This window comes from Planobispora longispora (genome assembly GCF_016863135.1).
Classification (GTDB): domain Bacteria; phylum Actinomycetota; class Actinomycetes; order Streptosporangiales; family Streptosporangiaceae; genus Planobispora; species Planobispora longispora.
Window position 1 is genome coordinate 82,810 of the sequence record NZ_BOOH01000023.1, and the last position, 24,835, is coordinate 107,644.

Consider the following 24,835-nt stretch of genomic DNA (forward strand, 5'->3'; position numbering starts at 1 on the left):
CCCGGGTCGTCGTCGGACACGACGGCCGGAGTCTCCTGGCTCCCGGATCAGTGCTCCCCCCGGCCTTCCCATCCGTCGCCGGACAGTGGCCGCAGTGGGGTTCGCTCCCCGGTCACAGTGGCGGGACCGCGCCGGATTCGCACCGGCTTCCTCCCTCTGCCATCGATGACCATGAGACTACGGCAGACCGGTCCCCTCAGGAAACTGGCGTTAGCATCCCCTCCGTGCTCAATGTCGACTTATCCGGACGAACCCGGCTCGACGCGTGCCCGGGAGCCCTCCAGGTCCACGCCGCCGCCGACGGCGGGCTGGCGCGCGTCCGGGTGCCCGGGGGCAGGCTCACCACCGGCCAGCTGCGCGAACTCGCCCATGCCGCCGCCGGGTACGGCACCGGCGTCATCGAGCTGACCTCCCGCGCCAACGTCCAGGTCCGCGGTCTGCGGACCGGGGTGGAGGCAAGGGACGGAAACCGGACGGCCGTCGGGGCGGGTGCGGAGCACGGAGGCGGCACGGGAACCGAGAGACGGGCGGAGAACGAGAACGGGGCCAAAACCGGAAGCGAGACGGGAACCGGGACCGGCGGCGGAGCGGCAACCGGGGGCGGAGCGGGAACCGGGGGCGGGGGCGCGCCCGGTTTCGCGGACCGGATGGCGCGGGCGGGGCTGCTGCCCTCACCCACTCACGAACGGGTCCGCAACATCCTGGCCTCCCCGCTGACCGGCTGCGACGAGGCGGGCGCGGTGGACGTCGGGCCCCTGGTCACCGAGCTGGACCGGCTGCTGTGCGCCCGCCCCGCGCTGGCTGCCCTTCCCGGACGGTTCCTGTTCGCCCTCGACGACGGGCGGGGCGACGTCGCCGGGCTCGGCGCCGACGCCGGGATCATGCCGGTCGGCGCGGGCGAGATCGCGCTGGTCGTCGCGGGCGCCGACAGCGGCCTGCGCGCGCACCCGGACGACGCGGTGCCCGCCCTGCTCGCCGTGGCCGAGGCGTTCCTGGCGGAGCTGTCCGCCCGGGGGGTCACCGCCTGGCGGATCTCCGAGCTGCCCGGCGGCCCCGCCGCGGTGACGGCCCGCGTCCGCGCCGCCCTCGACGTGGACGCCCTCGGCGTGGACATCGGCGCCGTTCCCGAGCCGGCCGCCCACGCCGCTCCGGTTGCCGGCGGGCCGGAGCCGGTGCGGCTCCGGTCCGTCGTCCGGGGGCCCGTGGGGATCGTTCCCGGGCGGGACGGCCGCGTCGCTCTGGGCGTGGCGGTCCCGCTGGGACGGCTGACCTCGGCCCAGGCGGAGGTGCTCGCGGACGTCGCCGCCTCGGGGGAGGTACGGCTCACGCCGTGGCGAGGGGTGGTGCTGCCCGGCCTGACCCGCCCCGAGTCCGAGGCGGCGATCGCCAGACTCGCGGACGCCGGGCTGGTCACCGATCCCGGATCTCCGTGGAACGGGGTGAGCGCCTGCACCGGCCGTCCCGGCTGCGCCAAGTCCCTGACCGACGTCCAGGCCGACGCGGCCACTGCCATCGCGACCGCCGTCGCCTCCGGCCCCGACTCCGGCCCCGACTCCGGCCCCGACTCCGGGAATGAGCAGCGGGCCCCGGACAGGAGCCGGGGCGCCGCCGGAAACGGACGGCAGCCCGCAGGCGGGCATCGGGGCATGGGGTGGTCCGTGGACGGCCGCCGGGAGCCCGGCCGGTCCGGGGGCGGTACGCTCCCGGTGCACTGGGCGGGCTGTGAGCGGCGCTGCGGCCGTCCCAGGGGGCGGGTCGTGGAGGTGGTCGCGACCGGTGACGGCTATCGCGTGGATCTGGATCGTCGGAGCCTGACCTGTACGGACATCGGACAGACCGCGGCCGCGGTGGCGGCCGCCAGAGGGGAAAAGTGATCGACTACGTCCGCGACGGCGCGGAGATCTACCGCCGTTCCTTCGCCACCATCCGCGCCGAGGCCGACCTGGGCGGGCTGCCCGAGGACGTCGCCCGGGTGGCGGTCCGCATGATCCACGCCTGCGGCATGGTGGATCTGGTCGCCGACCTCGGCTGGTCGCCCGGTGTCGTCGCGGCGGCGCGAGCCGCGCTGAACGCCGGGGCCCCGGTGCTGTGCGACGCGATGATGGTCGCCTCCGGGGTGACCCGCCGCCGCCTCCCCGCCGGCAACGACGTCGTCTGCACCCTCGGCGACCCGCGCGTGCCGGAGCTCGCCGGACGGCTGGGCACCACGCGCAGCGCCGCCGCCATGGAACTGTGGCGGGACCGGCTGGAGGGCTCGGTGGTCGCGATCGGCAACGCGCCGACCGCGCTGTTCCGGCTGCTGGAGATGGTCGGGGAGGGCGCCGGGCGACCGGCCGCCGTCCTGGGCGTCCCGGTCGGCTTCATCGGCGCCGCCGAGTCCAAGCAGGCTCTGGCGGAGCACCCGGCGGGCCTGGAGTACCTGGTCGTGCACGGCCGCCGCGGCGGCAGCGCGATGACCGCCGCCGCCGTCAACGCGATCGCCAGCGAGGAAGAGTAGTGAGGACCGGAATGACCGACGAGACCGCTGGAACCGCCCGGCCGGACGCCGCGTCCCCGGGCCTCCCGGCCTCCTCCGACGCCGCCGCCTCCCCCGGCGTCTCCGCGAGCTCCGTGAGCTCCGCCGGGCGGCTCTGGGGCGTGGGGCTCGGCCCCGGCGATCCCGAGCTGGTGACCGTCAAGGCCGCCCGGCTCCTCGGCGCGGCGGACGTGATCGCCTACCACAGCGCCCGGCACGGCCGGAGCATCGCCCGCTCGGTCGCCGCGCCGTACCTTCGGGAGGGGCAGATCGAGGAGGCCCTCGTCTACCCGCTCACCACGGAGACCACCGACCATCCCGGCGGCTATCAGGGGGCGATCGACGACTTCTACGCCGGGTGCGCGCTGCGGCTGGCCGCCCACCTGGACGCCGGGCGCGACGTGGTGGTGCTGTGCGAGGGCGACCCGCTCTTCTACGGCTCCTACATGCACATGCACAAGCGCCTGGCGCACCGCTACGTCACCGAGGTCGTCCCCGGCGTGACCTCGGTGAGCGCGGCCTCGGCGGTCCTGGGACGGCCGCTGGTCGAGCGGGACGAGACGCTGACCGTCCTGCCCGGCACCCTCCCTGCCGAGGTCCTCGCCGAGCGGCTGGCCGCCGCGGACTCGGCGGCGGTGCTCAAGCTCGGCCGGACGTTCACCAAGGTCCGCGACGCGCTGGAGAAGGCGGGCCGCCTCGGCGAGGCCTGGTACGTGGAGCGCGCCACCACCGGCGGCCAGCGCCTGGCGCCCCTGGCCGAGGTCGACCCGGACAGCGTGCCGTACTTCTCGCTCGCCCTGATCACCAGTCCGGTCAACGCGGACCTGCCCGCACCGGCGGGCCTCGCGGGGGCGGGTACGGCCCTCGTCGCGGAGGCCGGGACGGACGGCCGGAACCAGGCGGACGGTCAGGTCCGGGCGGGCGCGGCGGACCGGGCTGGCCGGACGACCGGTGAGGTCGTGGTGGTCGGGCTGGGCCCGGCGGGGCGGCCGTGGCTGACGCCGGAGGCGCAGGAGGCGCTGGCCGCCGCCGACGAGCTCGTCGGGTACGGCCCCTACCTGGACCGGGTCCCGCCGAACCCGCGCCAGCGCCGCCACGCCACCGACAACCGGGTCGAGGCCGAGCGGGCCGCGCACGCGCTGGAGCTGGCCATGGCCGGGTCCCGGGTGGCGGTCGTCTCCTCGGGCGACCCGGGGGTGTTCGCGATGGCGAGCGCGGTGCTGGAGGTGGCCTGCGAGCCCCGATTCTCCGACGTCCCGGTGCGGGTGCTGCCGGGCCTGACCGCGGCGCACGCCGTGGCGAGCCGGGCGGGGGCTCCGCTCGGCCACGACTACTGCGTGTTGTCGCTGTCGGACCTGCTCAAGCCGTGGGACGTGGTGGCGGAGCGGATCCGCGCGGCGGCCAGGGCCGACCTGGTGCTGGCGATCTACAACCCGGCCTCGAAGAGCCGGACGTGGCAGGTGGCCGCCGCCCGCGACCTGCTGCTGGAGCACCGCGACCCGCGCACACCGGTGGTCATCGGACGGAACGTCGGCGGGACGCGGGAGAGCATGACGGTGACCACCCTCGCCGAGCTGGACCCGGCCGAGGTGGACATGCGCTGCCTGCTGCTGGTGGGGTCCTCGACCACGCGGGTGGCCGAGCGGGGCGACGGCCGCCGGGTGGTCTTCACCCCCCGGCGCTATCCGGCATGACCCCCCAGGCGCCCTCCGGCATGACTCCCCCGGCGCCCTCCGGCGTGAGCGACGGCCTCCAGCCAGGCGACCGCCTCCTCGACGGTCTCCACCGCGGGAACGCCGCCGGGGGCGGGCGGGCGCCGTACGACCACGACCGGCAGGCCGAGCTCGCGGGCCGCGTGGAGCTTGGCCGTGGTCATCCGCCCGCCGCTGTCCTTGGTGACGACCACGTCGATCCGGTGCTCCCGCATCAGGGCCAGCTCGCCCTCCACGGTGAAGGGGCCCCGGCTGAGCAGCACCTCCGCCCGGCGCGGCAGCGGCGGCTCGGGCGGGTCCACCGAGCGGGCCAGGAACCACAGCCCGTCCAGGCCCGCGAAGACCGGCAGGCTGCGGCGGCCGGTGGTGAGGAACACCCGCTCCCCCAGCGCGGGCAGCAGCTCGGCCGCGGCCTCCAGCGACGGGACCGGGCGCCAGTCGTCGCCGGGGCCCGGCCGCCAGCCGGGCCTGCGCAGGATCAGCAGCGGGAGGCCGGTCGCGCGGGCCGCCTCGGCCGCCGAGGCGGTCATCCGGGCGGCGAACGGGTGCGTCGCGTCCACGACGGCGTCGATCCGGCGCTCCTCCAGCCAGGCGGCGAGCCCGGCGGGACCGCCGAAGCCGCCCTCGCGCACCTCGCCCACCGGCAGCTTCGGGTCGCGCACCCGCCCGGCCAGCGAGGACACCACGTGCGTCCCGGCCCGCCCGGCGAGCGCGGCGGCCAGCCTCCTCGCCTCGTCGGTGCCGCCCAGCACGAGGACGTTCAGCACTCCCCCACCCCTCTTCGGCCTCTCACGTCGCGGAGCACCTCGGTCCTCCCCTTCCGGGGAACCGGGTCTCCCCCCTCCCGGAACACCCGGGAGCTCCTTTGGCGGAATGCCGGGGTCCGTCCCGTTCCGTCCCCCGGCACCGGGACACCGTACCGGCCGGCGGGCGAGCGGTGAGCGCGCCCCTGCGCCACGGCTGGACCACGGGCGCGTGCGCGACGGCGGCGACCGCCGCCGCCTACACCGCCCTGCTGACCGGCGAATTCCCCGACCCGGTGGAGATCACCCTGCCGAGGGGACAGCGCCCGGCGTTCGCGCTGGCGCGCGAGGACCTCACGGGCGACGCGGCGACGGCCTCGGTGATCAAGGACGCGGGCGACGACCCCGACGTGACGCACGGCGCGCTGATCTCGGCGACCGTACGGCACGGCGCCCCGGGCGGCGGCGTGCTGTTCGCCGCGGGGCCCGGCGTCGGCACCGTCACCAAGCCGGGCCTCCCGCTGGAGGTGGGCGAGCCGGCGATCAACCCGGTGCCCCGGCGGATGATGCGCGAGCACGTCGCCGAGGTGGCCGCCCGGCACGGCGGGACCGGCGACGTGATCGTGGAGATCTCCGTGGAGCACGGCGAGGAGCTGGCCGGGAAGACGTGGAACCCGAGGCTGGGCATCCTGGGCGGCCTGTCCATCCTCGGCACGACCGGCGTCGTCGTGCCGTACTCGTGCTCGGCCTGGATCGACAGCATCCGCCGGGGGATCGACGTGGCCCGCGCGGCGGGGTACGCGCACGTCGCGGGCTGCACCGGGAGCACCTCCGAGCGGGTCGCCGCCGAGCTGTACGGCCTGCCGGAGGACGCCCTGCTCGACATGGGCGACTTCGCCGGAGCCGTGCTGAAGTACCTGCGCCGGCATCCGGTGCCCCGGCTGACGATCGCCGGCGGCGTCGGCAAGCTGTCCAAGCTCGCCGACGGCCATCTCGACCTGCATTCGGGCCGCTCCCAGGTCAATCCGGACCTGCTGGCCGAGCTGGCCCGCGCGGCGGGCGGGGACGACGCCCTGGCCGGGCGGGTGCGCGCCGCCAACACGGCCCTGCACGCGCTGCGCCTGTGCCAGGAGGCGGGTCTCCCCCTGGGGGACCTGGTCGCCGAGCGGGCCCGCCGTACCGCCGAGGCCGTGCTCCGCGAGGCCCCGGTCGCCGTCGACGTCGTGGTCATCGACCGCGCGGGCGTGATCGTCGGCCGCGCCTGAACGCCGGGCGGCGGCGCTGTCGACGGCGTTGATCGCGGTGTCGGCGTAGGTCGTCGAGGAATGCGACCGGCGTAGTCGTCGAGAAGGCGGCCACCGGGCCGCCCGGGCGGTCCGTGATCACGATCACACGCGCGAGTTGTCACGCCGGGCGTCTCGGGGCCCGTCTGTAGGGCACCGACACGCGACCCGAGGGAAGACCATGACTCAACTCGCCGAGCGCCCCCAGACCTCCGCCCGCCGGCCGTCGCGCAGGAGACTGCGCCGATGGGCCGGGGCCGTCCTGGCGGCGCTGGTGGCCGCACTGCTGTTCGGCGCGTACGTATGGCAGCCCGCCCGGGCCGAGTTCCGCTCGCCGTACCTGGCGAAGACGGGCTCCCGCTACGCCGACACCCCGATCGCCCGCTTCCACTACGTCCGGGCCGGATCCGGCAGCCCGGTGATCCTCATCTCCCCCGGCGGCACCTCGGTGATCGGCTGGAAGGATCAGGTCGGCGTGCTGGCCCGCGACCACACCGTCTACGTGGTCGACCTGCCGGGCCAGGGCTACACCCGCCTCAACGATCCCGGCTTCGGCTACGACCTGCCCGCCATGACCGCCGCCATCGGCTCCTTCATGGACGCCGTCGGAGTACGGCGGGCCGCGCTCGCCGGCAACTCCTGGAGCGGCGGCTGGGCGCTGGCCTTCGCCCAGCGCCACCCCGACCGGGTCAGCAGGCTCGCCCTGCTGGACGCCACCGGCCTGGACCTGCCGGGCACCTGGATGTGGGAGGCGCTGAAGATCCCGGTCGTCGGGGAGCTGGCCGTCAAGCTGTCCGCCGGCCGCTCGGCCGCGCGCGGCCTGGCCGAGGGGATGCTCGTCAACAAGCGGCTCCTCACCGAGGAGCTGCTGGACGAATGGTGGGCTCCGATGACCTTCCCGGAGAACATCCGCGCCACCTACCTGCTGGAGCGCCGCCTGGACTGGGCTCAGACCGAACGCGCCCTGCCCTCGACGAAGACCCCGACCCTGGTCCTGTGGGGCGGGCAGGACACCGTGCAGCCGGTCGAACGCGCCCGCCGCTTCGCCGAGCTGCTGCCCGATGACCGGACCCACATCCTGGACGGCTGCGGCCACATGCCCCAGCTCGACTGCCCGGAGCCGGTCAACCGCCACCTCCAGGCCTTCTTCGCCGACTGACCGGGATCCGTCACCGGGGCGGACGGCCGGCGGGGAGAGGACCGTCGGCCCGGTGGTCCCGGCGGCGGAAGGCGTGGGCGTGCTCGGCGACCCAGGCCCGGAAGGTGCGCGCGCCGCTCCCGGTGACCTGCTCGACGGTGGCGGTCACCGGCGCCGGGCCGCCGGCCATCTCCGCCTGGGCGCTCAGGATGCCGTCCACGACTTCGGCCGGCCAGCCTCGGGCGAGCATCTCCCGCCGGGCGTCCTGCGCGGGAGCCTCCTCCCAGTGCACCGGCTCGCCGATCACCTCGCCGATGACGCGTGCCTGCTCGGCCTGGGTCAGCGAGTGCGGCCCGGTCAGCTCGTAGACGGCGCCGGCGTGACCATCCCGCGTCAGCGCCCGAACCGCCACCGCGGCGATGTCCCGCTCATGCACCGGGGACATGGCGGCCCGGCCGTACGGCCCGCGCACCACGCCCCGGGCGCGGATCTGCTCGGCCCAGCGCAGGGTGTTGGCCGCGAAGGCGTGCGGGCGCAGGATGGTCCATTCCAGCCCGGACCGGGCGATCAACCGCTCGGCCTCCCGTTCATGGTCGCGTACGGCCGCCGACGACAGGTAGACCACCCGGCGCGCGTGTCCGGCGGCCGTCCTCAGCACCGGCTCCAGCCCTTCCACCGAGGCGAACGGCCAGACCAGGAACACCGCCTCGACGCCCTCGGCGGCGCCGTCCAGGGAGCCGGGCCGGGACAGGTCGCCTCGCACGCCCTCGACGGCGGACGGGAGATCGGCCGTCCCCCTCGTCAGCGCGCGGACCCCGGCCCCGGCCTCCAGCAGTTGCGATGCCACCTGGCGGCCGACTGCGCCGGTGGCCCCGGTGACCAGAATCTGTCGTGACATCCCACGTCTCCTCTTCGGTGATTTCACTGATCAACAACCGTATGAGGGGGAAATGAGATGACCAATGCTTGTATCTCTCCGATTTATACGTGATCGTCTCGTGTTAGCGTCTCCATGTGGACGTTCTCAGCGACGCGATCATGATCATGCGTTCCGGACGGCCCCGTTCGGCGCGCGTCGCCTGGCGGGCCCCGTGGGGGCAGCGGTTTCCCGCGGTGCCCGGTTCAGCGGGCTTTCAGGTGATCCTGCAGGGCTCGTGCCGGCTCATTCCCCCCGCCGGCGCCCCCGTCGCGCTCAGGGTCGGCGACGTGGTGTTCTTCCCGCACGGCCACGGGTACGGCCTCGCCGACAGCGCGGCGACGCCGCTGGCCGAGCCCGCCTGCGATCCGCTGGAGGACGCCGAGCTGTTCGTCTCCGACTCCGTCGGGCACGACGGGCCCCTCACCGTGACACTGTGCGGCGGTTACCGGCTGGACCCCCGCCACGCCCATCCACTGCTCCATGACCTGCCCGAGGTCATCCACCTGCCCGCCCGGCCCGGCCACCACCCCGAACTGCGCGCGGCCGTCGATCTGCTCGGCAACGAGGTCGGCGACCCCCGGCTCGGCGCGGACACCGTCGTGCTCGCCCTGCTCGACATGCTGCTGCTGTACATCCTGCGCGCCTGGTTCGAGGAACTTCCGGCGCCGGCGAGGGCGACCGGCTGGGCCGCGGCGCTGGCGGACCCCGCCGTCGGCTCCGCCCTGCAGGCCGTCCACCGCGATTTCGCCCATCCCTGGACCGTCCAGACCCTCGCCGCCCGGGCCGGCCTGTCCCGCGCGGCCTTCTCCCGCCGCTTCGCCGCCCTGACCGGCCGGCCGCCCCTGACCTACGTGACATGGTGGCGCCTGACCGTCGCGGCCGGCCTTCTCCGCACGACCGACACACCGATCGGCGAGGTGGCCTCCCGCATCGGCTACACCTCCGAGTTCGCCTTCGCCAACGCCTTCAAACGCCACTACGGCACGGCGCCCGGCAAGTACCGCCGCCAGAACATCACGAGCCCCGTCCGCGAAGGCGGCCCGCTCGGCAACGCCGGTACCGACGTCTGAGACCGGCCTTCACCCAGGGAACCGGCCCGTTTCATGACGGCGGCAGCGGGCTGCCGTCACCGGGTGGACGGCCAGCGGGGAGCCGCGGGCGGCGCGGGCCAGGACGTCCTTCCAGACGCGGGTGGGGTGGATGGCGTGCAGATCCGTCAGCATCATGCTCCTCCGTACACGGGTGTGGTCCATTCGGGGTGGCGCGGGTCCCTGCGGCGGCTGATCGCGTCGAGCGCGGACTGGACGGCGAGGGTCGCCTCACCCGGACGTCCGTCCCCGACGCGGCGGCCGTCCACCTCGACGACGGGGGCGACGAGGGCGGCGGTGCCGCACAGGAGCGCCTCGTCGCAGGCGTAGAGCTCCGAGCGGTGGACGCGGCGCTCGGTGACGGCGGCCCCGGCGAGCTCGCCCAGCAGGCGGGCGACCAGGCGCCGGGTGATGCCGTCGAGGATGTCGTCGGCGGGCGAGGGAGTGGCCCAGTCCCGGCCGGTCCGCAGCAGGATGTTCGAGGTGGTGGCCTCGGCCACGTAGCCGTCGGCGGTCAGCATGATCGCTTCGTCGAAGCCGTTGCGGATCGCCTCCGACTTGGCCAGGGAGGGTCCGACGTAGCCGCCGGTCACCTTGGCCCGGCCCGGCACGGTGGTGTCGACGGCCCTGCGCCAGGTGCTCACCGCGCACCGCACGCCCCGCCGGTCGATGTAGTCGCCGGGCATGGGGGTGGCGGCGATGTACAGGCGGGTGCCCGAGTCGTGCATGCGCACGGCGAGTTGCTCCCCCGCCTGCAGCAGGAGCGGGCGCACGTAGGCGTCGCCGCGCACGCCGTTGCGGCGCAGCAGTTCGGCGGTGACGCCCACCAGGTGGCCGGGGCCGTGCGGCAGATCGAGGCCGAGGATGCGGGCCGAGCGGCCCATCCGCACGTAGTGCGCCCCCGCTTCGAGCAGGTAGAGCTCCTGCTGCCCGGGATTCCACAGGGCCCTGACGCCCTCGAAGGTGCCGGTGCCGTACGAGACCGCGTTGGCCAGGACGCTGAGCCTGGCCTCCTTCTCGGGGACGAACGCGTCGTCGACGTAGATCTCGTCGTAGGGGGTTCCGAATCGCATGGCGGCCTCGGCTTCACGTGGTGATTCCTCCGGGAAGCCGGATCTAGGCAGACGGAGGGTTAAGCACAATCGACGGCTTCTTAAGGGAGGGTTTAGCGTTTCCGTATGCTCGATCTCACCAGGCTCCGGCTGCCGGCCGCCGACGCGATGATCGAGCACCTGCGCGCGGTCGCGGCGGACCTCCGGAAGGTCTGAGGCGATTCCAGCGGGAAAGGGGGCGGGCCGTACGGCGCGGCCACGACGGTACCGGGTGGCCACTGTCCTCAGCGCCCACCCGGCCCCCGTCGTACCGTCATGTCACGCAGGCCTCACGCCGTCCCCGCACGCAGGCGACCTCAAGCGGCCTCGATGGAGAACAGCTGGTGGCCGCCGCCGGCTCCGACGATGTGGAACCGCCGCCGCCAGCCCTTGTTGCAATTCCAGAGCCGGAAGGATTCACCGTTGAATGAGGAGCCGTGGGGAACGTCCACGCATGCCCTTCCTCTCTGACGATTCCTTCGGCGAACGAAGCGGTTGCACGGGAGATCCGCCCAGCTCAAGCCGTGTGCCGACACGCCTGCCGCTTCGCACGTCGCACGGCCAGAAGAGGGACGACCGGCACTCAACGCCACTTCACGAATGTCACCCGCCTTCCAGAGAAGGCGGGCCGAAGAATTCGCCCGAGAACGAATTTGTCTCTTCGGTCCCGCCCTTTGTGGAGGTTGTCCTTCCGCATGAGTGAACCAAAGAGGAAGCACTCATAAATAGAGATTCGACGACATTCGAATGTGATTTACCGTGAGCCGTGATCACTGTAAGAGCGGATGCCTTGAGTCTTTCCCGGACCAGGTTCGTCACGCGATCCCGACGTGGCGCGGCAGCCGCGGCTGGGCCGCTCCCGGCGGCCCCGTGCCGGACGGGATGCGCGCCGCGCCCGCGTCAGGGGAGCGGGCGCGTGTCCATGCCGTAGCTCAGGCGGTCGATCCACCATGGTCCGCAGGTCGCCGTGCTCCACTGGCCGCTGCCGGTCGTCACCCAGCCGCCGTCCCTGCGGCCGTTGACGCACTGGACCCACGTGCGGAACTCGTAGGCGGGACCGCTGGTCGCGCATCGGGCGGAGAACGAGTTCTGGCCCAGGGCGTAGTCACAGCCGCCTGCCCCTGCCGACGCCGGGTTCAGCGCACTCGACCCGACGGTGACGGCTCCCGCCGCGAGCACGGTCGCGGCGAGGACGCGCACGGTTCTTCTCATATCTCTCCTCGTACTGGTGACGGGTGGCCGTTTCACGTTCCGTACGCCCCGGTTCGCGCCTCGATCCGGGGTTGTGCAGCAGAGAGAATTCTTAGGAAACTTTCCTAAATGAAAGATACGCGCCAGCCGGAGCGCGTCAACCCCGCGCGCGCCCGCGCCGGTGGACGAGCAGGAGCAGCCCGAGCATCGCGAGCTGCGCCGCGCCGCAGGCCAGCAGCGGGAACCCGTACGGCCGCCGGGGCGGCCACTGGTCGGCGACGATGGCCCATCCCGACAGGAGGACGAGCGCGGCCCAGGCGGCGGCGACCGCCAGGCCGAGGCCTGTCGGCCGGTGGGTCCGCGTGGTCCGCAGCACCCAGCCGATCACGACCGCCTGGGCGACTCCCGGCCACGCCAGGAGGGCGACGTCCCCGGCGAGGGGGAGGCCGACGACCAGGCCCTCGGGCAGGAGCACCTGCACCAGGAGGTCCGCCATCGAGAGCGGGAACGCGAGCAGCAGCATGAGCAGGCTGCCGTAGATGCCGTCCCCGGGCATGCCCTCGAAGGTCCACCAGGCCAGCAGGATCACCGCCGCGCCGTAGCAGGCGGCCACGCAACCGGCCAGCGCGTTCGGCAGGACGTTCCCCCGCATGCTCACGCCTCCGGGCTTCACAGGTCCGCGCCCGCGGCGGCCTCGATCGGGGCGCGGCAGCGGGCGGCGGAGTAGAGGTGGCTGTCGGGGAACTCCGCGGCGGTCAGGACGCGGCCGACGACGATCACCGCGGTGCGGACGATCCCGGCGGCGCGGACCTGGTCCGCGATGTCGGCGAGGGTGCCGCGCAGGACGACCTCGTCGTCGCGGCTGGCCCTGGCCACCACGGCCACCGGGCAGTCGGCGCCGTAGCTGGGCGCCAGCTCGCGGGCGATCTCCTCGACGCGCTGCACGGCCAGGTGGAGCACCATCGTGGCCCGGCTCCTGCCGAGCGTGTCCAGGTCCTCGCCCTCGGGCATGGGGGTGGCCCGTACGGAGGTCCGGGTCAGCACGACGGTCTGGCCCACCCCGGGCACGGTCAGCTCGCGTTTGAGCGAGGCCGCCGCGGCGGCGAACGCGGGCACCCCGGGGATCACCTCGTACGGCACCGCGGCCGCGTCGAGCCGCCGCATCTGCTCGGCCATCGCGCTGAACACCGACGGGTCGCCGGAGTGCAGCCGGGCCACGTCGTGCCCGGCCCCGTGGGCGGCGAGCATCTCCGCCACGATCTCATCCAGCGCCATCCGCGCGGTGTCCACCAGCCGGGCGCCGGGCGGGCAGTCCTTCAGCAGCTCGGCGGGGACCAGCGACCCTGCGTACAGGCACACCGGCGCGGCCTGGATCGCCCGCAGGCCCCGGAGGGTGATCAGGTCGGCGGCGCCCGGTCCCGCCCCGATGAACCGGACCGTCATCGCCCGCCCTCCCCGGCGCGCACGGACCGGACCGTCGCCGCCCGCCCTCCGGGAGAACCGGACCCGCGTCCCCGGCCCTCCGGGGAACCGCAGCTGATCACTCTCATCGTCCTTCCTCGGGCTTGACCGCGCTCCAGATCGTCACGGGCATCAGGGGTTTCCAGCCGGTGAAGCCGCCCACCGGGGCCGCCCGGCTGACCGACAGCCGGATCAGGTCGCCGCCGAGCCGGCCGTACCAGGAGGCCAGGACCGCCTCGGACTCGACGGTCACCGCGTTGGCGACCAGGCGCCCGCCGGGGCGCAGCGCCTCCCAGCAGGCCTCCACCACGCCGGGGGCGGTCACCCCGCCGCCGACGAAGACGGCGTCGGGCCGCGGGAGCCCGGCGAGCGCCGCCGGGGCCGGACCGTTGACCACGGTCAGCTCGGGCGCCCCGAGCCCGGCGGCGTTGCGGGCGGCCCGGGCGGCGCGGCCGGGGTCGCGTTCCACGGCCACGGCCCGGTTGGCCCGGTGGCCGCGCATCCACTCGATGGCGATGCTCCCCGCCCCGGCTCCGACGTCCCACAGCAGCTCGCCGGGGACGGGCGCGAGGCGGGCGAGGGTCACCGCGCGCACCTCGGCCTTGGTGAGCTGCCCGTCGTGCTCGAACGCCGCGTCCGGCAGGCCGGGCAGGCACGGCAGCGGCACCGTCCCGGGGTCGGCCCGGCACTCCACGGCGACGATGTTCAGATCCTGGGTCGTCGGCAGGTCCCAGCGGGCCGCCACCCCGGTGATCACGCGTTCCTCGGGGCCGCCGAGCCGCTCCAGGACGGTCACCGGGCTGCCGCCGTACCCCCGGGCGGCGAGCAGGACGGCGACCCGGGCGGCGGAGCTGCCGTCGGCGCCGAGGACCAGCACCCGGCGGCCCTCGTGGATCACCGAGTTCAGCGCCTCGACCGGCCGCGTCATGAGGCTGACGACCTCGACCTGGTCGACGGCCCAGCCGAGGCGGGCGCAGGCCAGCGAGACCGACGACGGGTACGGCAGCACCCGGACCCGGCCGGCGCCCAGCAGGCGGACCAGCGTCGTGCCGATGCCGTGGAACATGGGGTCGCCGCTGGCCAGCACGCAGATCCGGCGGCCCCGGTGGGCGGCCAGCAGGCCGGGCAGCTCGGGCAGGAGCGGCGAGGGCCACACCACCCGCTCGGCGGTGGGCTCGGGGACCAGGGCGAGCTGCCGCGCACTGCCCATGAGGACCTCGGCGGCGTGCAGTTCCCGGCGTGCGGCCTGCGACAGGCCGGCCCAGCCGTCGGCGCCGATGCCGACGACGGTGACCGTGTCGTTCACGACGGCGGGCAGCGCGGGCGCCGGGACGGACGCGGCGGGATGCGGGACGGCGAGCCCCGGGTCAGACAGCCTCGGGTCAGACATTGCCCATCACCCGGGTTACCCGGATCTCGATCACGACGCGGGACGGGTTCTCCCGGGGCGGCTTGTAGCGCTCGGCGTAGCGCTGTTCGGCGTCGGCGACCGACGCGCGGTCCGCGCGGATCACCGCCCGTCCCTCCAGCGTCGACCAGCGCCGCCCGTCCACCTGGCAGACCGCGACCGGCACGCCCTCTTGCCCCGTCTCGTTCGCCGCGCCCTCCTGCCCCGTCGCGTCCGTCGCGTCCGCCGCGTTCGCCGCGTTCGCCGCGTTCGCCGCGTTCGCCGCGTTCGCCTCCAGGATGTTGCGGACCTTGCGGGAGCCGCCCGAGGAGATCACCCGGGCCGTGGCGGTGGCCGCGTCCAGGGTCACCCCCACCGGGACGACGTGCGGCGTGCCGTCGCTCCGGGTGGTGGTCAGCGTGCACAGGTGGCGCTCCCGCCAGAAGGCGTGGAACCCGTCCCCGAGATCCTTCAAGATCTGGCGATCCTTCAACACCCAGCCCCTCCGTCGTCACGGTCCAGGGCGACATGCTAGCGGCGATCTCCGTTTCCCGGCCGGGCCCGGCCGGGTCCGGGGAGCGGGCTCAGCCGCCCGGGTTGAAGATCACCTTTTCGGGGGTCACCCGGACCGTGATGCGCTGCTCGCCGGGCTGGCGGTAGGGGTAGGTGTCCACGCCGAGATACTTCTTCGCCAGCCCGTCGATGACCCGGTCGGCGCCCTCGAGTTCGAGCCGCGCGACGCCGGAGACGCTCACCAGGTGGAAGGCGTCCTCCGGGTCCAGGACGCTCACCGAGACCTGCGGGTTGGCGCGCAGGTGCCGCTCCTTGGCCCGGCCGACGGCCGTGTTGAAGATGACGTCGTCCCCGTCCACGTCCACCCAGACCACGGTGCTGTGCAGCGAGCCGTCCGGGCGTACGGTGGCCGCCCAGCCGTGCACCGGCCGCTGGAGCAGTTTTCTGGCGTCGTCGGTCAGCTTTTCCATGGGAACCTCCCCGATCCGCGATATGTCCGCCGAACGATCGAACATCGCGGAACGGCGGTCCCCCGGCTCCGCCACACGCTCCGGGCACCCGCATTCCCATTTCCCGGCCCGCCGTTTACGGGTCCCGCCCGGAGCGCCGTGCCGTACGCCCCACGAGACGATCATCTGTACCGCGCTCCTCATGTGTCCCTGTTCCGTGGGTAGGAGAGGCCGGTGACCGAACTGCGCCAGAGTGATCCCGCCGAGCCCGGAATCATCCGCCGCCGCAGGGGGCGGGGGTTCAGCTACCACCACCCGGACGGCCGGCAGGTCCGCGACCGCCGCACCCTCGACAGGATCAAGGCGCTGGCGCTCCCGCCCGCCTGGATCGACGTGTGGATCTGCCGCGCGCCGAACGGGCACATCCAGGCGGTCGGCACCGACACGGCCGGCCGGCGGCAGTACCGCTACCACGACGTCTGGCGCGAGGAACAGGACCGGATCAAGTTCGACCGGGTGCTGGAGATGGCCGAGCGGCTGCCCGTGTTCCGCGAGCGCGTCGCCGAGCACCTCAAGCAGCCGGAGCTGACGCGCGAGCGGGTGCTCGCCGCGGCGGCCCGGATGCTCGACGTCGGTTTCTTCCGGGTGGGCGGCGAGTCCTACGACTCGTTCGGGCTCGCCACGCTCCGGATGGAGCACGTCACCTGTTCGGCGGGCCGCGTCGTCTGCGCCTACCCCGCCAAGGGCGGCAAGCACCGCGAGGTGGAGATCGTCGACCCGGATGTGTGCACGGTGGTCACCGCCCTGCACCGGACCGGACAGGAGGGGGAACTGCTGCGCTACGAGAACGGCTCCGGGTGGACGGACGTGCGCAGCGACGACATCAACGCCTACCTCCGCGAGACGTTCGAGTGCGAGGTCTCGGCGAAGGACTTCCGCACCTGGCACGCGACCGTGCTGGCCGCGGTGGGCCTGGCGGTCTCCTCCCCCGTCCGCTCCAGGAACGGCAGGCGGCGCGCGGTGGCCAGGGTGATGAAGGAGGTGGCCGGCTATCTGGGCAACACCCCCGCCGTCGCCCGCGCCTCCTATGTGGACCCCCGGATCGTGGACGCCTACGAGAGGGGCCGGACCGTCGCCCGGGCGCTCACCCGGCTCGGCGCCGAGGCGGAGTTCGGCCAGCTGGCCACCCGGGGCGACGTGGAGCGGGCGGTCATCTCCCTGCTGCGCCGATCATGACAGAGGGACGCCCGCCGCACACCGGTGATGACACGCCGGGCCTTCCAGCTGCACCGATCATGTTTTCTCGGCCCCGATTTTGCCGATTTTTCTATCCCCAAATCGTATGAACCCGACAGGCAGGGGCATCCGAATGAGCAGTTGGGCCGACGGCAGTCGGGTTTCTCCCACGACTCATTGGATTCACCATGCCTTCTCACACTGACATTTCTTTCATCACCCACTGGTCTCGCCGGGCCGCCTGCCTCAGCGAGGACCCGGAGCTGTTCTTCCCCATTTCGCCCCAGGGGCCGGGACAGATCCAGCACGAGCACGCCAAGGCCGTGTGCCGCCGCTGCCCGGTGCGGGCCCAGTGCCTGGACTACGCCGTCAACACCCACCAGATGCACGGAGTCTGGGGCGGCACCAGTCCCGACGAGCGCGCGGCGACGGCGCTGGCGAAGACCCGCCAGAGAACGGGCACCTGACCGCCCCGCCCCCCCCCTGCCGCCGTCCTCTCAGATCTTGATCCAGGTGGCACGGCTCGCGGCGACCAGCCTGCCGTCCGCCTCGTAGACCGCCCCGCTCGCGAAGAGCTTGCGCCGCTCCCGCCCCTCCTTGCGGGCCACGACCACGTACGTCCTGCCGGGCACGACCGGCCGGCGCGTCCGCACCGTGAGCCTGCCCAGCAGAGCCACCCCGCCGGGCTCCAGGTGCGCCCAGCCCGTGGGGCAGTCGAGCGCCCCCCACACGTGCGTCAGCGGCATACCGGCCGACCACTCGGCCAGCGCCGGGTGGGCGAACCAGGGAGCGGCGACGGTGTCCGGCACGCCGCCGACCGGTCCCGGGTGGATCCGCATGCCGTCGCCCGGCTCGCGGTCCCCGCAGACGAAGCAGCCGGGGAAGGGGTGGTCGTCGATCCCGACGAACTTCTCCGCCGCCACGGCGGCCCGGTCCAGCGAGACGAACGGCGGCGGCGCCGGGACGTCGTCCACCCGCCTGGCCTCGACGAGCGGCTCGTCACCGTGGAACAGCGTGACGCGGCCGTCCTCCCGCTCGGGCCGCAGCGGGGTGTCCAGCGGGGTCGGCGCCCGCAACGTCACCTCGACGGTGTTCCCCGACGGGAGGTAACTCGCCGCCATTCCCGCGATCCACCCGCCGTTCGCCATGCCCGCCGGGCCGCAGTAGCGCTCCGGCACGCTGAACTCCTGCAAGAGGGTCTTCATCGTCGTACTCCCCGTACTCCCGTTCTCAGTTGACGGAGACCAGAGTGGCCGAGCGCGCTTGCGTCGCGCTGTCACGCCGGTGTCAACGGATCACATGCCCGGACCTAGCGGCGCACAAGTGCGGTACGGCGGAGCGGTGATATGCGGTGCCGCAGCGGAGCGGACGGGCGGCGGCGGGGCGGACGTTTGGGGGCCCGTAATCCAAACGTTCACCCGGGCGCGATGACGGACCGCGCCCACACCGGGCATACTCCTCCACGTGCAGCGCCGTTACGCCTTCCTCGACCATCCTGTCCCTCTCGCCTTCGCCCACCGGGGCGGCGCCTGGGAGGGCAGGGAGAACACCTACGCGGCCTTCGCGCACGCGGTGGAGCTCGGTTACACCTATCTGGAGACCGACGCCCACGCCACCGCCGACGGCGTGCTGCTCGCCTTCCACGACCACACCCTGGACCGGGTGACCGACCGCGGCGGCAGGGTCTCCGCCCTGCCGTACCGGACGGTGCGCGAGGCGCGCATCGGCGGCGTCGACGAGATCCCGCTCATGGAGGAGCTGCTGGGCTCCTGGCCCGAGGCCCGCTTCAACATCGACGTCAAGGAGGCGGGCGCCATCGCCCCGCTGGCCGAGGTGGTCAAGCGGACCAACGCCTACGACCGGATCTGCCTGACGTCCTTCTCCGACGAGCGCCTGGCCCGCGCCCGCGCCGCGATGGGCCGGGACGTGTGCTCCTCCCTCGGCCCGCGCGGCGTCGCCGCCCTGCGCGCCGCCGCCGCCACCTCCGCCTACGGGCGCCTGCTCACCCGCCTGGCCCGCGCCGGGGTGCCGTGCGCGCAGGTGCCGGTGGGCTTCCGGGGCCTGCGGGTCACCACCCCCGCCCTGATCCGCACGGCGCACGCCCTCGGCATGCAGATCCACGTGTGGACCGTCAACGACACCCGGCAGATGGAGCGCCTGCTCGATCTCGGCGTGGACGGCGTGATGACCGACAACATCACCGGCCTGCGCGAGGTGCTCCAGGCGCGCGGCCAGTGGCACCCGGGGCGGCTGGCCGCCTGACCCCCTGGCGCGGGGCCGGTCCGAGCTGGGAAGATCCCGGCGTCGGCCGTACCCGCCCGGACGGGTTTCCGGGACGGCCGCGCCCCGACCGCGAAGCCCCGCAGAGAACCGGCGTCGAAGTCCCCGCGAGCCGCCCTCCGGCCGCACCCCTGAGAACGAGGACCGCCCATGACCGTCTCCCCGGACGTCGTAGAAGAAAGCCCCCAGGCCCGCCGGCGCGAGCAGTTCGGCTGGTACTGGTACGACTGGGCCAACTCGGCCTTCCCCACCACGGTCCTGACCGTCTTCCTGGGGCCCTACCTGACCACGATCGCCGAGAAGGCCGCCGGGAGCGCGCCGTACGTCCCGGTGCTCTGGTTCGACGTGCGGCCCAGCGCCTACTACTCCTTCGTGGTCGGCGTCGCCGCCATCCTGCAGATCATCCTGATGCCCATGGTGGGGGCGCTGGCCGACCACACCGGCCGGAAGAAGGAGATCATGGCGGTCTTCGCCTACCTGGGCGCGGGCGCGACGGTCTGCTTCTGGTTCCTGTCCGGCGACCGCTACCTGCTGGGCGGCCTGCTGTTCATCGTCGCCAGCGTCAGCTTCGCCGCCGCGTTCGTCGTCTACAACTCGTTCCTGCCCCAGATCGCCACGGCCGACGAGCGCGACAAGGTCTCGGCGCGGGGCTGGGGCTTCGGCTACCTCGGCGGCGGCCTGCTGCTCGTGCTCCACCTGGCGCTGTTCCTCTACCACGATTCCTTCGGCGTCTCCGAGGGCGACGCGGTCCGCATCGCGCTGGCCTCCTCCGGCCTGTGGTGGGGCGGGTTCACGGTGATCCCGATGTTGCGGCTGCGCAACCGGCGGGCGCTCGCCCCGGGGACGGAGAGCGCGGGGCGGGCCGTGACCGGCAGCTTCCGGCAGCTCGGCCGTACGATCAAGGGCCTGCGCGCCTACCCGCTGACGCTGGCCTTCCTGCTCACCTACCTGATCTACAACGACGGCGTGCAGACGGTCATCTCCTTCTCGGCCACCTACGCCGACAAGGAGCTCGGGCTGAGCCAGACCGTGCGCATCGCGGCGATCCTGATGGTGCAGTTCGTCGCCTTCGGCGGCGCGCTGCTGCTGGGCCGGCTGGCGGGCTCCTTCGGGGCCAAAAAGGTCGTGATGTACGCGCTGGTGGCCTGGACCGTCGTGGTGGCCGTCGCGTACTTCCTGCCCAAGGGGTCGGCGGCGGCGTTCTTCGCGCTCGGCTTCGCCATCGCGATCGTGATGGGCGGCACCCAGGCCCTGTCGCGCTCGCTGTTCTCCCACGTGATCCCCCAGGGCAAGGAGGCGGAGTACTACAGCCTGTACGAGATCAGCGACAAGGGCTCGACGTTCCTCGGCTCGTTCACCCTCGGTCTGGCCCTGCAGCTGACCGACAGCTACCGGCTGGGCATCCTCACGCTGGTCGTCTTCTTCGTGGTCGGCCTCGCCGGCCTGGCCGCGATCAACCTTCCCAAGGCCATCCGCGCGGCCGGGAACCCGGTGCCCGAACGCATCTGAGGGCCCCTCCAGAGGGATCTTCTGTCGATCATCTCGAAAACAGCGATTGGATCACGCCCTGTGTGGGAATCCACACACGGTATCAAGCGTTGTACGCCGTGGGAGACGAACCCCTCACGACGGGGCCCTCAGGAGGCATTCAGACATGGGCGAGCGTGCGCTGCGCGGTACCCGACTCGGGGCGACCAGCTACGAGAACGACCGCAACACCGATCTGGCCCCGCGCCAGGAGGTGTCCTACACCTGCCCGAAGGGCCATCGGTTCGACGTCCCCTTTGCGGCGGAGGCGGAGATCCCGGCGACGTGGGAGTGCCGCATGTGCGGCGCCGTCGCCCTCCGCGTGGACGGTGAGCAGCCGGAGGCGAAGAAGGCCAAGCCTCCGCGGACCCACTGGGACATGCTGCTGGAGCGACGCACGATCGAGGACCTGGAGGAGGTGCTCAACGAGCGTCTGGCGATCCTGCGCGCACAGCGCCGCAAGAGCGCCTGACCGGCAGGACCGTCTGGACCGTTCGGGGAACGGATGCGGATCGGAGCCCCCGGCACCTTTCACGGTGCCGGGGGCTCCGGTTCTTCCCCGCCCGGTGATGCGGCCCGCCGTCCGGGAAGGATGCGCGCGTGACCCATGCCCACATCAGCGTCTCGGTCGAGGCGGAGGCGAGCCCGGCGCACGTGTTCTCCGTGCTGACCGACTGGCCCCGGCACGACGAGTGGATGGTCCTGACCCGCGCGCGCGTCACGGCCGGTGACGGCCGCGGCCCGGGGAGCCGGCTGGCCGCCTTCACCGGTCTGGGACCGCTCGGCTTCCTGGACACCATGGAGATCGTCCAATGGGACCCGCCGACGACGGTGGCGGTCCGGCACACCGGACGGCTGGTGCGCGGCACCGGCGCCTTCCGGGTGCTGCCCCGGCCCGGAGGGGGCAGCAGCATCATCTGGGAGGAGGACCTCGACCTGCCGTTCGGCCCGATCGGGCGGCTCGGCTGGCCGCTGCTGCGGCCGGTCAACGAGGCCCTGTTCCGGCTCTCGCTGCGCCGCCTGGCCCGCCTCAGCGCGGGCTGACCGCGCCCTGGGACGTACGTGCTGAGACGCACACCCTGAGACGTGCGGAGGAACGTCAGCCGTTGGGCAGGTCCCGGCCGGGGTCGCGGGTGACCGGGCCGGTGGCGTCGTCGTGGATGACCTCGCCGTGGATGACCGGGCCGGAGCCGTCCGGCCGTCCGCGCCGGGCCTCGCCGGAGGTCCCGAAGGGGCCGAAAGGCGCGCCGGCCGGGCCCGCGGCGCCGAACGGCATGCCGAGGCCGGGTCCCGCACCCGTCTTGGCGAGCGCCCGGATCCGGCGGGCGAAGAACCAGGAGCCGAGCCGGCGCATCAGCGGCCGGGTGAACGGCAGCACCAGCAGGAAGCCCGCGACGTCGGTGAGGAAGCCGGGGGTGAGCAGCAGCGCGCCGCCCGCGACGATCATGGCGCCGTCGGCGAGCTCCCGGTCGGGCATGCGGCCCTGGCCGAGCGCGCCCTGCAGGCTCCGCCAGGCCCGGCGGCCCTCACGGCGGACGATCCAGGCTCCGAAGAGACTGTCGGCGAGCAGCAGGGCGACCGTGGGCCAGCCGCCGATGACCTGACCGACCTGGATCAGCACCCAGATCTCCAGGATCGGGACCACCAGGAAGGCCAGGAACAACAGAAGGCGCATCGTTTCCTCACTCGGGCGCGGGGCCGTGACTCGGGCGCGGGCCGTACGAGAGTGTCAACGCCCGCAGGCGCCGCCGCGTTCCGTCGTATCTGTGAAGGCTCTCAGCGGGGACGGCGCAGCCGGTGGGGCAGGCCGGAGACCCCCCACACCGTGACCCGCCAGAGCGCCTCGGTGATGACGGTACGGCTCATCTTGCTGGCGCCGACGGTGCGCTCCACGAAGGTGATGGGCACCTCGGCCACGCGCAGGCCGTGCCGGGCCGTGCGGAGCGTCAGGTCCACCTGGAAGCAGTAGCCCTGCGACTCGACGCCGTCCAGGCCGATCTTCTCCAGGGTGGAGGCGCGGTAGGCGCGGAAGCCCGCGGTGGCGTCGCGGACCGGCATCCCGAGCATCATCCGGGTGTAGACGTTGGCGCCGCGCGACAGGAACTCCCGGGAGGCCGGCCAGTTGACCACCTTGCCGCCGGAGACGTAGCGGGAGCCGATCGCCAGGTCGGCCCCGCCGGCCACCGCCTCCAGGAGCTTGGGCAGTTCCTCGGGCTGGTGCGAGCCGTCGGCGTCCATCTCCACGAGGATGTCGTAGCCCTCGGCCAGGCCCCAGCGGAACCCCGCGATGTAGGCGGCGCCGAGCCCCTGCTTGCCCGGCCGGTGGAGGACGTGGACGTGATCGTCGTCGGCCGCCAGCCCGTCGGCCACCCGACCGGTGCCGTCGGGGCTGTTGTCGTCGGCGACGAGCACGTGCGCCTCGGGCACCGACGCGCGCACCCGCTCGACGATCATCGGCAGGTTCTCCCGCTCGTTGTACGTCGGAACGATGACGAGCACCTTGCCGAACGTCCGCTCCATCACGCGTCTCCCACCTGCCGGTCGTCATTCTTCACCAGGCGAGCCAGGCGGCGGTTCCGGAGCGCCGGGACCGCGCCCAGCGCGACTGTACCCATCAGTATCAAGGCCCACTCGGGCCAGGCGCCAACCGTGGTGGCGATCGTGGCCGCCGTGCGGACCTCGACCTCCAGCACGGCCATGTCGGGAACCAGCTCCCGGGTCTGCCAGACCACCCGCCCCTCCGGGGTCACCGACGCGGAGATGCCGGTGATCGCCGAGGTGACCACCGCGCGGTTGTGCTCCACGGCGCGCAGCTGGGACATGGCGAGCTGCTGGGGAGGCAGGTTGGTCAGCGCGTAGGTCGCGTTGTTGGTCTGCACCACCAGCGGGCTCGCGCCGGTCCTGGCGGTGCCGCGGACGACGTCGTCGTAGGCGACCTCGTAGCAGTTGACGGCCCCGACGGTCACCGGGCCCATCCGCAGGTCGCCGTCGCGGGTGCCGGCCACCGACTGCCTGCCGACCAGGTTGGCCCGCTCGAACAGGGCGAGCACGAGGTCCTTCAGCGGGGTGTACTCCCCGAACGGCACCAGCTGCTGCTTGTCGTAGTAGGCGCCGGGGCCGGTGACCGGGTCCCAGACCAGGCTGCGGGTGGCGCGCTGGCTGTCCCCGATCGCCACCACGGCGCCGACGAGGACGGGCACCCCGACGTCCTTCACCGCCGCGTCGATCTCCTGGCGGGCGACGTCGCTGCGGTAGGGATCGATGTCGGTGGAGTTCTCCGGGAGCACGACCACGTCCGGCCGGGGCAGCTTCCCCTCCCGTACGGCCCGCGCCATCTCGTGGAGCTTGCTCGTGTGGTTGCGCAGGACCACGGCCGGCTCGTCGCCCAGGGGGTACATGCCCCGGCCCGGCACGTTGCCCTGGATGACGCCGATGGTCACGCTCCTGCCCTCGTCGCCCGGGCGGGGCACGGCGAAGGCCGCGAGCGGGACGGCCAGCGCCCCGGCGAGCGGGAGGGCGAGCGCCCGGTCCCACCGGCGCGGCCCCCGGCCCGGCCCGGCCCCGGACGAGGACGCCTCCACGGTCGCGGGCCGCAACGCCCGCACGGCGGCGAGGGCCAGGAGCGCGCCGCAGAGCACCGCCGCGAAGCTCACCAGCGGCGCGCCGCCGAGAGCCGCGTAGGGGGTGAAGACCGACTCGCCCTGGCTGAAGGCGACCCGCACCCAGGGGAACCCGCCGAAGGGGACCTCTCCCCGGGCCCACTCCATCGCCACCCAGAGCGCCGAGGTCCACAGCGGCCACAGGGGAAGCTTGACGACCACGGCGGTGGCCGCGGCCCAGGCGACGTAGAAGAGGCTCTCGATGGCGACCAGGCCCAGCCAGGCGTCCGTGCCGATCGGGCTGACCCAGCGCAGGCCGGGCAGGAGGAAGGCGAGCGCCGCCAGGAGGCCGAGCCAGGCGGCGCGGCGGGGGCGGGTGCCGTACAGCGCCAGGATGAGCAGGGCCGCGCCGATCGGAGCGAGGAACCAGAGCCCGAGCGGGGGGAAGGCGAGGTAGAGCAGCGCTCCCCCGGCGACCGCGGCCGCGGCCGCGGCGAGGGTTTCCCGTCCCGGGGATCCGCCGGAGCCCTCCCCCGCCGGACCACCCGCCCCGGGCGCGCCCGGTCCGGGGGCGCCCGGCTCAGGAGCGCCCGCACCCTCCCCGGCGGGCTCGTCCCCCACCGGGGAAACCGTTCTCTCCTGCACCACCGGCGAGGCTCCTTGCGCTGTCGTTCGGGCTTGCCCGAACGCTACCGCCCGGCCT

Annotated in this window: 27 protein-coding genes and 1 riboswitch; of the genes, 12 read left to right on the plus strand and 15 right to left on the minus strand. The window is 73.7% G+C overall.

All coding sequences use genetic code 11. From position 1 onward, the window contains the following. Window positions 1–6: 6 nt before the first annotated feature. Window positions 7–208, minus strand: a riboswitch (cobalamin riboswitch). Window positions 209–224: 16 nt separating this feature from the next. Genes Plo01_RS16185 through Plo01_RS16195 form a run of 3 tightly spaced genes read left to right on the plus strand, consistent with a single transcriptional unit; the run spans window position 225 to window position 4,209 of the window. Beyond that, window positions 225–1,874, plus strand: a complete 1,650-nt coding sequence (locus Plo01_RS16185) for a ferredoxin-like domain-containing protein (protein ID WP_239316443.1) — start codon at window positions 225–227, stop codon at window positions 1,872–1,874. Next, complete coding sequence (locus Plo01_RS16190; protein ID WP_203891419.1) at window positions 1,871–2,497, plus strand: precorrin-8X methylmutase; 627 nt, start codon at window positions 1,871–1,873, stop codon at window positions 2,495–2,497. The genes Plo01_RS16185 and Plo01_RS16190 overlap by 4 nt, the downstream gene beginning before the upstream one ends. Window positions 2,498–2,508: 11 nt before the next feature. Then, window positions 2,509–4,209 carry a precorrin-2 C(20)-methyltransferase gene (locus tag Plo01_RS16195; protein WP_239316445.1) on the plus strand — a complete coding sequence of 567 codons (1,701 nt, stop codon included), beginning with the start codon at window positions 2,509–2,511 and terminating at the stop codon, window positions 4,207–4,209. On the opposite strand, the gene Plo01_RS16200 is transcribed toward Plo01_RS16195, so the two are convergent. Then, a complete protein-coding gene (locus tag Plo01_RS16200) occupies window positions 4,197–4,991 on the minus strand; it encodes a cobalt-precorrin-6A reductase (protein ID WP_203891651.1) in 795 nt (264 codons plus the stop codon). The two genes, Plo01_RS16195 and Plo01_RS16200, sit on opposite strands and share 13 nt — an antisense overlap. A 173-nt stretch (window positions 4,992–5,164) precedes the next feature. Between Plo01_RS16200 and Plo01_RS16205 the strand changes: the two genes are divergently transcribed. Next, entirely contained in the window at window positions 5,165–6,235 is a 1,071-nt protein-coding gene (locus Plo01_RS16205; protein ID WP_203891420.1) for a cobalt-precorrin-5B (C(1))-methyltransferase, read from the plus strand. A 199-nt stretch (window positions 6,236–6,434) separates the two neighbouring features. Continuing rightward, window positions 6,435–7,412 (plus strand): alpha/beta fold hydrolase, encoded by a 978-nt coding sequence (locus tag Plo01_RS16210; RefSeq protein ID WP_203891421.1) that lies wholly within the window; start codon window positions 6,435–6,437, stop codon window positions 7,410–7,412. A gap of 10 nt (window positions 7,413–7,422) precedes the next feature. Here the strand turns inward: Plo01_RS16210 and Plo01_RS16215 are convergent, their stop codons facing one another. After that, complete coding sequence (locus tag Plo01_RS16215) at window positions 7,423–8,289, minus strand: NAD(P)H-binding protein (RefSeq protein WP_203891422.1); 867 nt, start codon at window positions 8,287–8,289, stop codon at window positions 7,423–7,425. A 116-nt stretch (window positions 8,290–8,405) separates the two neighbouring features. Here Plo01_RS16215 and Plo01_RS16220 point away from each other — a divergent pair, with 116 nt between their 5' ends. Next, entirely contained in the window at window positions 8,406–9,380 is a 975-nt protein-coding gene (locus Plo01_RS16220; protein WP_203891423.1) for an AraC family transcriptional regulator, read from the plus strand. Window positions 9,381–9,389: 9 nt separating this feature from the next. Here Plo01_RS16220 and Plo01_RS16225 read toward each other — a convergent pair whose 3' ends face one another. From Plo01_RS16225 to Plo01_RS16260, 9 genes are all read right to left on the minus strand, one after another. Further along, complete coding sequence (locus Plo01_RS16225) at window positions 9,390–9,536, minus strand: hypothetical protein (RefSeq protein WP_203891424.1); 147 nt, start codon at window positions 9,534–9,536, stop codon at window positions 9,390–9,392. Further along, window positions 9,533–10,471, minus strand: a complete 939-nt coding sequence (locus tag Plo01_RS16230; protein ID WP_203891425.1) for an aminotransferase class IV — start codon at window positions 10,469–10,471, stop codon at window positions 9,533–9,535. Before Plo01_RS16230 ends, Plo01_RS16225 begins: the two co-directional genes overlap by 4 nt. 335 nt (window positions 10,472–10,806) lie before the next feature. Further along, window positions 10,807–10,941, minus strand: coding sequence for a hypothetical protein (locus Plo01_RS40975; protein WP_275415394.1), 135 nt, complete (start codon window positions 10,939–10,941; stop codon window positions 10,807–10,809). Window positions 10,942–11,389: 448 nt separating this feature from the next. Beyond that, on the minus strand, window positions 11,390–11,701 hold the full coding sequence (locus Plo01_RS16235) for a hypothetical protein (protein ID WP_203891426.1): 312 nt from the start codon (window positions 11,699–11,701) through the stop codon (window positions 11,390–11,392). A gap of 136 nt (window positions 11,702–11,837) precedes the next feature. Further along, on the minus strand, window positions 11,838–12,332 hold the full coding sequence (locus Plo01_RS16240; RefSeq protein ID WP_203891427.1) for a hypothetical protein: 495 nt from the start codon (window positions 12,330–12,332) through the stop codon (window positions 11,838–11,840). Window positions 12,333–12,349: 17 nt separating this feature from the next. Then, window positions 12,350–13,123, minus strand: a complete 774-nt coding sequence (gene cobM, locus Plo01_RS16245) for a precorrin-4 C(11)-methyltransferase (protein WP_203891428.1) — start codon at window positions 13,121–13,123, stop codon at window positions 12,350–12,352. 103 nt (window positions 13,124–13,226) lie between these two features. After that, entirely contained in the window at window positions 13,227–14,531 is a 1,305-nt protein-coding gene (gene cbiE / locus Plo01_RS16250; RefSeq protein ID WP_203891429.1) for a precorrin-6y C5,15-methyltransferase (decarboxylating) subunit CbiE, read from the minus strand. Further along, the gene (locus tag Plo01_RS16255; RefSeq protein ID WP_275415395.1) at window positions 14,524–15,003 is read right to left on the minus strand and encodes a pyridoxamine 5'-phosphate oxidase family protein; all 480 of its coding nucleotides are present in this window, start codon (window positions 15,001–15,003) and stop codon (window positions 14,524–14,526) included. The genes cbiE and Plo01_RS16255 overlap by 8 nt, the downstream gene beginning before the upstream one ends. 109 nt (window positions 15,004–15,112) lie before the next feature. Continuing rightward, the gene (locus Plo01_RS16260) at window positions 15,113–15,511 is read right to left on the minus strand and encodes a TIGR03618 family F420-dependent PPOX class oxidoreductase (protein ID WP_203891430.1); all 399 of its coding nucleotides are present in this window, start codon (window positions 15,509–15,511) and stop codon (window positions 15,113–15,115) included. Between the two features lie 213 nt (window positions 15,512–15,724). Between Plo01_RS16260 and Plo01_RS16265 the strand changes: the two genes are divergently transcribed. Next, window positions 15,725–16,726 (plus strand): DNA topoisomerase IB, encoded by a 1,002-nt coding sequence (locus tag Plo01_RS16265; RefSeq protein WP_239316449.1) that lies wholly within the window; start codon window positions 15,725–15,727, stop codon window positions 16,724–16,726. A 188-nt stretch (window positions 16,727–16,914) separates the two neighbouring features. After that, window positions 16,915–17,193, plus strand: a complete 279-nt coding sequence (locus tag Plo01_RS16270) for a WhiB family transcriptional regulator (protein WP_203891431.1) — start codon at window positions 16,915–16,917, stop codon at window positions 17,191–17,193. A gap of 30 nt (window positions 17,194–17,223) precedes the next feature. Here Plo01_RS16270 and Plo01_RS16275 read toward each other — a convergent pair whose 3' ends face one another. Beyond that, window positions 17,224–17,931 carry a PaaI family thioesterase gene (locus tag Plo01_RS16275; protein WP_203891432.1) on the minus strand — a complete coding sequence of 236 codons (708 nt, stop codon included), beginning with the start codon at window positions 17,929–17,931 and terminating at the stop codon, window positions 17,224–17,226. Window positions 17,932–18,190: 259 nt separating this feature from the next. On the opposite strand from Plo01_RS16275, the gene Plo01_RS16280 reads away from it, so the two are divergent. From Plo01_RS16280 to Plo01_RS16295, 4 genes are all read left to right on the plus strand, one after another. Further along, window positions 18,191–18,988, plus strand: coding sequence for a glycerophosphodiester phosphodiesterase family protein (locus Plo01_RS16280; protein ID WP_203891433.1), 798 nt, complete (start codon window positions 18,191–18,193; stop codon window positions 18,986–18,988). A gap of 168 nt (window positions 18,989–19,156) precedes the next feature. Further along, the gene (locus Plo01_RS16285) at window positions 19,157–20,515 is read left to right on the plus strand and encodes an MFS transporter (protein WP_203891434.1); all 1,359 of its coding nucleotides are present in this window, start codon (window positions 19,157–19,159) and stop codon (window positions 20,513–20,515) included. Window positions 20,516–20,660: 145 nt separating this feature from the next. After that, complete coding sequence (locus tag Plo01_RS16290) at window positions 20,661–21,005, plus strand: RNA polymerase-binding protein RbpA (protein ID WP_068923951.1); 345 nt, start codon at window positions 20,661–20,663, stop codon at window positions 21,003–21,005. A 128-nt stretch (window positions 21,006–21,133) separates the two neighbouring features. Then, window positions 21,134–21,577, plus strand: a complete 444-nt coding sequence (locus tag Plo01_RS16295; RefSeq protein WP_203891435.1) for an SRPBCC family protein — start codon at window positions 21,134–21,136, stop codon at window positions 21,575–21,577. A 55-nt stretch (window positions 21,578–21,632) separates the two neighbouring features. On the opposite strand, the gene Plo01_RS16300 is transcribed toward Plo01_RS16295, so the two are convergent. From Plo01_RS16300 to lnt, 3 genes are all read right to left on the minus strand, one after another. After that, entirely contained in the window at window positions 21,633–22,208 is a 576-nt protein-coding gene (locus Plo01_RS16300) for an FxsA family protein (RefSeq protein WP_203891436.1), read from the minus strand. Between the two features lie 101 nt (window positions 22,209–22,309). Next, window positions 22,310–23,053 carry a polyprenol monophosphomannose synthase gene (locus tag Plo01_RS16305; RefSeq protein WP_203891437.1) on the minus strand — a complete coding sequence of 248 codons (744 nt, stop codon included), beginning with the start codon at window positions 23,051–23,053 and terminating at the stop codon, window positions 22,310–22,312. Further along, entirely contained in the window at window positions 23,053–24,780 is a 1,728-nt protein-coding gene (lnt, locus tag Plo01_RS16310; RefSeq protein ID WP_239316451.1) for an apolipoprotein N-acyltransferase, read from the minus strand. The genes Plo01_RS16305 and lnt overlap by 1 nt, the downstream gene beginning before the upstream one ends. Between the last annotated feature and the right edge of the window lie 55 nt (window positions 24,781–24,835).

Bases quoted from the DNA above. Each gene is read 5' to 3' on its own strand.
- Plo01_RS16195 (WP_239316445.1), top strand. From the start codon at position 2,509: ATGACCGACGAGACCGCTGGAACCGCCCGGCCGGACGCCGCGTCCCCG.
- Plo01_RS16210 (WP_203891421.1), top strand. From the start codon at position 6,435: ATGACTCAACTCGCCGAGCGCCCCCAGACCTCCGCCCGCCGGCCGTCG.
- Plo01_RS16215 (WP_203891422.1), bottom strand. From the start codon at position 8,289: ATGTCACGACAGATTCTGGTCACCGGGGCCACCGGCGCAGTCGGCCGC.
- Plo01_RS16225 (WP_203891424.1), bottom strand. From the start codon at position 9,536: ATGATGCTGACGGATCTGCACGCCATCCACCCCACCCGCGTCTGGAAG.
- Plo01_RS16230 (WP_203891425.1), bottom strand. From the start codon at position 10,471: ATGCGATTCGGAACCCCCTACGACGAGATCTACGTCGACGACGCGTTC.
- Plo01_RS16235 (WP_203891426.1), bottom strand. From the start codon at position 11,701: ATGAGAAGAACCGTGCGCGTCCTCGCCGCGACCGTGCTCGCGGCGGGA.
- Plo01_RS16240 (WP_203891427.1), bottom strand. From the start codon at position 12,332: ATGCGGGGGAACGTCCTGCCGAACGCGCTGGCCGGTTGCGTGGCCGCC.
- cobM (WP_203891428.1), bottom strand. From the start codon at position 13,123: ATGACGGTCCGGTTCATCGGGGCGGGACCGGGCGCCGCCGACCTGATC.
- cbiE (WP_203891429.1), bottom strand. From the start codon at position 14,531: ATGTCTGACCCGAGGCTGTCTGACCCGGGGCTCGCCGTCCCGCATCCC.
- Plo01_RS16260 (WP_203891430.1), bottom strand. From the start codon at position 15,511: ATGGAAAAGCTGACCGACGACGCCAGAAAACTGCTCCAGCGGCCGGTG.
- Plo01_RS16270 (WP_203891431.1), top strand. From the start codon at position 16,915: ATGCCTTCTCACACTGACATTTCTTTCATCACCCACTGGTCTCGCCGG.
- Plo01_RS16275 (WP_203891432.1), bottom strand. From the start codon at position 17,931: ATGAAGACCCTCTTGCAGGAGTTCAGCGTGCCGGAGCGCTACTGCGGC.
- Plo01_RS16285 (WP_203891434.1), top strand. From the start codon at position 19,157: ATGACCGTCTCCCCGGACGTCGTAGAAGAAAGCCCCCAGGCCCGCCGG.
- Plo01_RS16290 (WP_068923951.1), top strand. From the start codon at position 20,661: ATGGGCGAGCGTGCGCTGCGCGGTACCCGACTCGGGGCGACCAGCTAC.
- Plo01_RS16300 (WP_203891436.1), bottom strand. From the start codon at position 22,208: ATGCGCCTTCTGTTGTTCCTGGCCTTCCTGGTGGTCCCGATCCTGGAG.
- Plo01_RS16305 (WP_203891437.1), bottom strand. From the start codon at position 23,053: ATGGAGCGGACGTTCGGCAAGGTGCTCGTCATCGTTCCGACGTACAAC.